At 65.1% G+C, this 9027-nt stretch carries 1 protein-coding gene; it reads left to right on the plus strand.

All coding sequences use genetic code 11. The features are described from left to right. The coding region (locus tag MSIMFI_RS27550) for a non-ribosomal peptide synthetase (protein WP_191500077.1) at window positions 1-9027 on the plus strand (9027 nt) is incomplete at both ends.

Here is a 9027-nt window from a genome sequence, read left to right on the forward strand (position 1 = left end):
GTGCCGGTGTGGCGCAGGGGTATCGGGGTCAGCCGGGGTTGACGGCGTCGCGGTTTGTAGCGTGCCCGTTCGGGCCGGCCGGTTCCCGGATGTATCGGACCGGGGATGTGGTGCGTTGGAATACCCAGGGGGCGTTGGAGTTTGTCGGGCGCGCTGATGATCAGGTCAAGGTTCGCGGGTTCCGCATCGAGCCCGGTGAAGTCGAGGCCGTACTGACGGCGCATCCGCGGGTGGCTCAAGCGGTCGTCGCTCCGCATGGCGAGCAGTTGGTGGGTTATGTGGTGCTCGATCGCGAGGCGACGCTGGCGCGTGAACCCGAGCGTGAGGCCGAGCTGGTCGGCCGGTGGCAGCAGCTGTATGGCGGGTTGTATGCGGGTGCCTCAGCGGAGTTGGGGCAAGACTTCGGGGGCTGGAATAGTAGTTATACCGGCCAGCCGATCTCGCTGGAGGAGATGCGGCAGTGGCGGGCGGCGACAGTCGAGCGGATCCGGGAGCTAAATCCGCAGCGGGTGTTGGAGATTGGGGTGGGCTCGGGGTTGTTGCTGGCCGAGCTTGCCCCGCAGTGTGAACAGTATTGGGGCACGGACCTTTCGGCGGCCAGGATCAGTAGGTTGCACACACAGGTGGCCGCCCAGTCGTGGTCGGATCGGGTGCGGTTGGCAGCACAGCCCGCCGATGTGACCGACGGCCTGCCGGCGGGTTATTTCGATGTGGTGGTGCTGAATTCGGTGATTCAGTATTTCCCCAGCGCGGGGTACCTGCTGGATGTAATCGAGACCGCGATGCGGCTGCTGGCTCCCGGTGGCGCGATCTTTATCGGTGACGTGCGCAATCTGGCGTTGTTGTCCGCGTTTAGCACCGGAATGGTGGCTGCGCAGATTACGGGTGCGGACACCGCGGGCGTAGTGCGTGAGCGGGTGCGCCGCGAGATCTTGGCCGAGCAGGAATTGTTGGTGGCCCCAGAGTTTTTCACCACGCTGCCTCAACGTCTTGACGAGATCGGCGCAGTGGACGTGCAACTCAAACGCATGCAAGCGGTCAACGAACTCAGCGCCTACCGATACGAGGTGGTGTTGCGTAAAGCACCGGTAGCCGTCCAGTCTCGTGCCGACCTGCCGAGCCAACCCTGGCAGCAGTTCGCCAGTCTGGCCAGCCTGGGCCAGCACCTGCAGTCCCAACAGCCGTCGGGGTTGCGGATCAGCGGGGTACCCCACGGCGGGATCTGGCCCGATGTGGCACTGACCCACACGCTGACCCAGGCGCACGACGAGGTGCCGCTGGCCCAGTTACGCGCGGGCCTGCCCGCCCCCGAGACGGTCTTGCCACACGAGTGTTATCTGCTGGGACAGCAATTGGGCTACACCACCGCGGTGACCTGGTCACCCACCCCTGGCCTGATGGACCTGATCTACACCCAAACCACCCAAGCAGCGCCCTCGGACCTGTACCTGCCAACCACCCCGGCAGGGTCTTTGGCCGACTACGTCAACGACCCCACCGCGACCGAACTCGTCACCGAGCTACGGCGATTCGCCGCCGACCGGCTCCCGCAGTACATGATCCCGGCGGCGGTCATGATCATCGACTCGGTGCCGTTAACGGTCAACGGCAAACTGGATCGACGGGCGCTACCGGCCCCCCAATTCCTCAGCGCCGCAGGCTATCGCGGGCCGCGTGATCAGCACGAGCAGGTGTTGGCCGCACTGTTTGGCGAGGTGTTGGGGCTCGAGCGGGTCGGGATCGACGACTCGTTTTTCGCGCTGGGCGGGGATTCACTGTCGGCGATGCGGGTCATCGCCGCGCTCAACACCACACTCGATGCCGATCTTTCGGTCCGCGCCCTGTTCGAAGCGCCCACGGTGGCGCAGCTGGCGGCGAGGGTGGGTCGGGGTGGTGCCGGGCGCGCGCCGTTGGTGGCGGTAGGTGTGCGGCCGGCGGTGGTGCCGTTGTCGTTTGCCCAGCAGCGGTTGTGGTTTCTCGATCAACTCGAGGGGCCCTCCCCGATGTACAACGTCGCCTGCGCATTTCAGGTGACCGGTGGACTCAACGCCGAGGCATTGGGTTCGGCCCTCACCGACGTAGTGGCCCGCCATGAGAGCCTGCGCACGGTATTTCGCGCCGTCGACGGGATAGCCCAACAAGTGGTGCTACCCGTCGAGCACGCACAGCTCGAATGGCAGATCATCCAGGCAGGCGGATGGTCGCCGGACCAGCTGCACGCCGCCCTCACGACGGCGGCGCGGCGCAGCTTTGATTTGGCAACCCAAATCCCGATCCGGGCACGGCTGTTTCGGGTCGGCGACCACAACCACGTGCTGATGCTGGTGATCCACCACATCGCCGCCGATGGGTGGTCGCTGGCCCCACTTACCCGCGATCTGGCAGCGGCCTATGCCACCCGGTGCGACGGACAAGCCCCGGCCTGGTCGGCGCTGCCGGTGCAGTACGTCGACTACACCCTGTGGCAGCGCGAGGCTCTCGGTGAGCTGGCCGACCCCAACAGCGGCATCTCCGCCCAGCTGGCCTACTGGGAACAAACCCTGGCCGGCATGCCCCAACGCCTTGAACTGCCCACCGATCGTCCCTATCCGTCCAACGCGGATCACCACGGCGCGCACATGCAATTCCAGTGGCCAGCAGAGCTGGCCCAAGCGGTCGCCCAGGTAGCCCACGAACACCACGCCACCAGTTTCATGGTGATCCAAACCGCCTGTGCCGCCTTGCTTTCAGCACTAGCTAACACTAGCGATATCGCAATCGGCGTCCCGGTAGCCGGCCGCGGCGACCCGGCCCTCGACGGCCTGGTCGGCATGTTCGTCAACACCTTGGTGTTGCGGGTGCAGCTGGCCGGCAACCCCAGCTTCGTCGACCTGCTCGCCCAGGTACGCACACGCAGTCTAGAAGCCTTCGAACACCAGGACGTGCCCTTCGAAGTACTGGTGGAACGGCTCAACCCAACCCGATCGTTGATCCACCACCCCCTCATTCAAGTGATGGTGGCGTGGCAAAATACCACTCCTGCCGCCCTGGCGTTGGGCGACCTCGACATCACCTCCATACCCGTAGGTACGGACACGGCCCGCATGGACCTGGTCCTGTCCCTGACCGAACACCACACCAGCACCGGCGAATTCGCCGGCATCACCGGCATAGCCGAATACCGCACCGATGTCTTCGACGCCGCCACCATCCACACACTAATCCAACGACTGCAGCGACTGTTGGAAACCGCGCTGACCGACCCCGGGCGGCGACTGTCATCGGTCTATCTGCTCGACACGGCCGAACACAGCCACCTCGATCAGATCGGCAACCGCGCCGTACTCGCCACGAATTCGCCACGACCACAATCGATCCCGCAGCTATTCAGCGAGCAGGTAGCGCGCACACCCCAGGCGGTCGCGCTAACATTCAACGGCAAGGCCATGACCTATGCCGAGCTCGATGCAGCGGCCGACCGGCTCGCGCACTACCTGGCCAGCCATGGCGCGGGTCCAGGTGCGGTCGTCGGCCTGATGTTTGAGCGCTGCGCCCAGGCCGTCACCGCGATCCTGGCGGTGTTGAAAACCGGCGCCGCGTACCTGCCCATCGACCCCGCGCACCCGCAGGCGCGGATGGAGTTCATAGTGGAAGACGCCGCGCCGGTGGCGGTAATCACCACCACCGACCTGCGCCCACGACTCGTCGGCCACGACCGGGTGGTCGTCGATGTCGGTGATTGTGAGGCCCCCGCTATCGACACTCAACCTTGCACCGCACTACCGGCGGCGGGCGCAGACGATATCGCCTACATCCTCTACACCTCTGGTACCACCGGGACTCCGAAAGGTGTTGCGGTTACTCATCACAACGTCACCCAGCTGTTCACCTCACTAACGGGAGATCTGACGCCAGCGGCCGGACAGGTATGGAGCCAATGTCATTCCTACGGCTTCGATCCCTCGGTGTGGGAGATCTTCGGCGCGCTGCTCCACGGCGGACGACTGGTGGTGGTCCCCGACGACGTAACCCGCTCTCCCGCGGAGTTGCACACCCTGCTGGTCGCCGAACATGTCACCGTGCTCACCCAAACCCCTTCGGCGGTAGCGGTGTTATCGCCCCAGGGGTTGGAGACGGCGGCGTTGGTGGTCGGCGGTGAACCGTGTCCGGGCGAGTTGGTCGACCGCTGGGCATCCGGTCGCGTGATGGTCAATCAATACGGCCCCACCGAGACTACGATCTGCGCCTCGTCGAGTGCGCCCTTGGTGGCCGGTTCGGCGACACCGCCGATCGGGTCACCGGTGTCGGGGGCAGCGCTGTTTGTGCTAGATCCGTGGTTGCGGGCGGTTCCCGCCGGTGTGGTCGGGGAGCTGTATATCGCCGGTGGTGGGGTGGGATGCGGGTATTGGCGCCGGACGGCGTTGACCGCGTCGCGGTTTGTGGCCTGCCCGTTCGGCGGCGCGGGAAAGCGGATGTATCGCACCGGAGACTTGGTGCGTTGGGGCAGCGATGGCCAACTACACTACGTAGGCCGCACGGACGAGCAAGTCAAAATCCGCGGATTCCGCATCGAACCCGGTGAAATCACCGCCGCGCTAACACAATTGGACGGAGTGGATCAGGCGATCGTCATCGCGCGGGAAGACCGCCCCGGCGACAAACGCCTCGTCGGCTACATCACCGGCGACATCGACCCGGTCCCGGCGCGCGCGGCGTTGGCCGATCGGCTGCCCGACTATATGGTGCCCTCCTGGGTGATGCTGCTGCCGCAGTTACCGTTAACGGTCAACGGCAAACTCGACACCGCCGCCCTACCAGCTCCCGACTACACCAACACAGACCACTACCGCGCCCCCACCACACCGGTCGAAGTCGTGTTGGCCGGGATTTACGCCCAGGTGTTGGGGCTGGAGCGGGTTGGGATCGACGACTCGTTTTTCGATCTGGGCGGAGACAGCATTTCGTCGATGCAGGTGGCGGCGCGGGCGCGCGCGGCCGGAGTGCTGTGTCGGCCGCGCGATATTTTCGCCGAACGCACGGTGGCGCGGTTGGCGCGGGTGGCCGGGCTGGTCGCTGTTGGCGACGATGTTGTTGATGAGGGTGTCGGTGGGATCGAACCGACACCGATCATGTGCTGGCTGCGCGGCATTGGTGGCCCGGTGGAGCAGTTCAACCAGACGATGGTGCTGCAGGCTCCCCCGGGGGTCAGCGAGGCGGACGTGGTGGTTCTGGTGCAGGCGTTGCTGGATCGCCATGCCATGTTGCGGGCCCGCGTCGAAGACGCCCCGGCCGGCGGCGGTTGGTCATTGTTTGTGGGGCCACCGGGTTGCGTGGATGCACGCCGGTGCGTTCGGTCGGTTTCCGCGGTCTCTGATGAGGCGTTGGTGGCGGCTCGGCGCCGCTTGGATCCCGCGGCGGGGGGGATGCTCAGCGCGGTGTGGGTGTCGTCGGCGGCCCAGTTGGTGATGATGATTCACCACGTCGCTGTCGATGGGGTGTCCTGGCGGATATTGGTGGACGATCTCAACACCGCGTGGGCTCAGCGTCGGGCCGGTCAGCCGCTGCGATTGGCGGTGCGAGGCACGTCGTTTCAACGCTGGGCGGCGATCCTGGCCGAGCATGCGCGCAGCGATGCGGTTCTCGACGAGCTGCCCGCGTGGCGGCGAGTGTTGGCGGTGGAGCCGGTGTTGCCCGCGGTGGACCCGGCCAGAGATACTTATGTCACCGCCGGGCAGCTGTCGGTGGCGTTGGACATCGAGACGACGTGGGCGCTGTTGGGTGCGGTGCCGTCGGCGTTTCACACCGGTATCCAGGACGTCTTGTTGATCGCATTCGTGTTGGCGTTCAGCGAATTCCTGGACCGTAGTGGCCCGATCAGTGTTGATGTGGAGGGTCACGGGCGTCAAGAAGACCTGGCCCCGGGCGTTGATCTATCGGCCACGGTGGGCTGGTTTACCAGCAAGTATCCGGTGGCGTTGACGGCGAATCTGCCGCAGTGGGGCCTACAGTGGGGCGACGTGCACACTGGCGCAGCGGAATTGGGGGCGCTGGTCAAGGAACTCAAAGAACAGCTGCGCGCGCTGCCGGATGGGCTCGGTTATGGTGTGCTGCGCTATTTGAACCCCTTGAACACCGCCGTGGATTTGGGCGGGCCTGATCCTGTGATCGGGTTTAACTACCTGGGCCGCCTCGGGGTTGACGGCGAAGCAGCTGACGCCGGCGACGGATGGCGAATCATGGGTACTGACAAGCTGTTTGGTGATCTTGCCAGCGCAGCGATACCGATGGCGTTGGCCCATACCGTGGCGCTCAATGCGGCGACCATCGACACTGACGCCGGCCCGCAATTGCATGCCACCTGGACTTGGGCCTCCTCGGTGCTGGATCGTGGCGCTGTTGAGCGGGTCAGCCGGCTATGGTGTGAGGCGCTCGTCGGAGTCTGCGCGCACGTGGCCCGGGGTGGGGGCGGGTTGACCCCATCGGATCTGGCCCCACTGCAGCTGACACAAGACCAGATCGACCAGCTTGACCAGCGATACCAGATCGCCGATGTGTTGCCGCTGACACCGCTGCAGGAAGGTTTGCTGTTTCACGCCAACACTACGCAGGGTCGCAATGACCTATATGCGGTGCAGCTCGAGATCCGTTTGGCGGGCCGGCTGGATCCCGATCGTCTGCGTGCCGCCGTGCACACCGTCATCGCCCGCCATCCCAATCTGGCGGCCCGATTCGTCTACCAAGACCTTGATCAGCCGGTACAGGTGATCGCGGTCGATCCGGCGCCGGTATGGCGATATCTCGACCTCACTCAGGACGGCCGGCCCGAGGAACGCATCGAGGCACTCTGTGTCGCTGAACGGTCCGCCGTGATGGATTTGGCCCAGGCGGTGCCTTTTCGGGGGTTATTGATCCGCACCGCACCCGAGCGGCACCGGTTGGTGCTGACTAACCACCACATTGTGCTGGGCGGTTGGTCGTTGTCGATCCTGCTCGGTGAAATCCTGGCCAGTTACGGTGGGCAGCTGCTGCCGGCCCCCGTGCCGTTTCGCAGGTTTGTGTGCTGGTTGGACGGGCAGGACCAACACCGCGCTCTGACGGCCTGGCGTGCGGTGTTGGCTGAGGTGGAGGCACCTACCTTGGTAGGCCCGCCCGACCCGCTGGGCATGTCCAGCAAAGACGTTAAATGCTTTGCGCTGTCTGCGATTACCACCGATGCTTTGACCGCCATGGCGCGGGCCCACCACACCACGATGAGCACGGTGCTACAAGCCGCATGGGCGCGGGCGCTGAATTGGCTGACCGGCCAGCACGACGTGGTGTTTGGTGCTGTGGTCGCGCTGCGGCCACCGGATCTGACCGGAGTGGAATCGATGGTGGGTTTGTTGATCAACACCGTGGCGGTGCGCGCCAGCATGACCGCGACCACCACCGCCACCCAATTACTTCACCAGCTGCACACCAATCACAACAACACCCTCGACCACCAACACGTAGAGCTAAGCGACATCCACCGAATCACCGGTCATGCCAGGCTGTTTGACACCCTTTTTGTCTACGAAAATTACCCCATCGACACTTCGGTGACCCTTGGTGACCACGAGCTGACCCTCACCGCGATCACCGGCCGCGAACACACCCATTACCCGCTGGCCATGATCGCGGTTCCCGGACCCCAATTGGCGCTTCGCATCGAGTTCGCCACCGATGTGTTCGACACGGCCAGCATCGACGCGCTCATCGCGCGGCTCCAGAAGGTGCTGGAGGCAATGGTGGCCGATCCGGGGCGGCGGTTGTGCTCGATCGATCTGCTCGATGCCGCCGAACACGCCCGCCTGGATGCGATCGGCAACCGTGCCGCGTTGAGCGCCACCCCACCAAAAGCGGTGTCGATTCCGGAAGTGTTTGGTGCGCAGGTCGCACGCAGCCCGGAGGCGGTGGCGCTGGTGTGTGCGGGCCAATCGTGGAGCTACCAGCAGCTTGACGGCGCCGGTAACCGGCTTGCGCACGAGCTGACCGGCCACGGGGTGGGTCCCGGCGACGTGGTCGCACTGCTGATGGAGCGCTCAGCTCAAGCCATCGTGGCGATCCTGGCGGTACTAAAGACCGGGGCGGCCTACCTGCCAATCGATCCCGCGCTGCCGCAGGCTCGGGTGGAGTTCATGGTCGAAGACGCCGCGCCGGTCGTGGCAATCACCACCACCGGACTGCGCCCACGACTGGTCGGCCACGACCTGCTGGTGATTGATGTCGGTGACATTGAGGCCCCCGTTATCGACACCCAACCTTGCACCGCACCGCCGGCGCCGGGTGCAGACAATGTCGCCTACATCCTTTACACGTCGGGGACCACGGGAACCCCGAAAGGCGTTGCGGTGACCCACCACAACGTCACCCAACTGTTCGGTTCCTTGGCGGTGGGTCTGACACCGGCGGTGGGACAGGTGTGGAGCCAGTGTCATTCTTATGGCTTCGATTTCTCGATGTGGGAGATCTTCGGGGCACTACTGCATGGTGGACGGCTGGTGGTGGTCCCGGACCACGTGACCCGTTCCCCCGCAGAGCTGCACGCCCTGCTGGTTGCCGAACACGTCAGCGTGCTTTGTCAAACCCCTTCGGCGGTGGGGGTGTTATCACCGCAGGGGTTGGAGGCGGCGGCGTTGATGGTTGCCGGTGAGGCGTGTCCGGGCGAGGTAGTCGACCGCTGGGCGCCCGGGCGGGTGATGATCAACGCCTACGGTCCCACCGAGACGACGATGTATGCCTCGTCGAGTGCGCCATTGGTGGTCGGTTCGGGGTCACCGCCGATCGGGTCACCGGTATCCGGGGCGGCGTTGTTTGTGTTAGATCCCGGGCTGCAGGTGGTGCCCGTGGGTGTGGTTGGGGAGTTGTATATCGCCGGTGAGGGGGTGGGGTGTGGGTATTGGCGGCGGGCGGCGTTGACCGCGTCGCGGTTTGTGGCGTGTCCGTTCGGCGGGGTCGGCGGTCGGATGTATCGCACCGGAGACTTGGTGCGTTGGGGTAGCGATGGCCAATTGCACTATGTGGGCC

The organism is Mycobacterium simulans (assembly GCF_900232995.1).
Taxonomy (GTDB): Bacteria; Actinomycetota; Actinomycetes; order Mycobacteriales; family Mycobacteriaceae; genus Mycobacterium; species Mycobacterium simulans.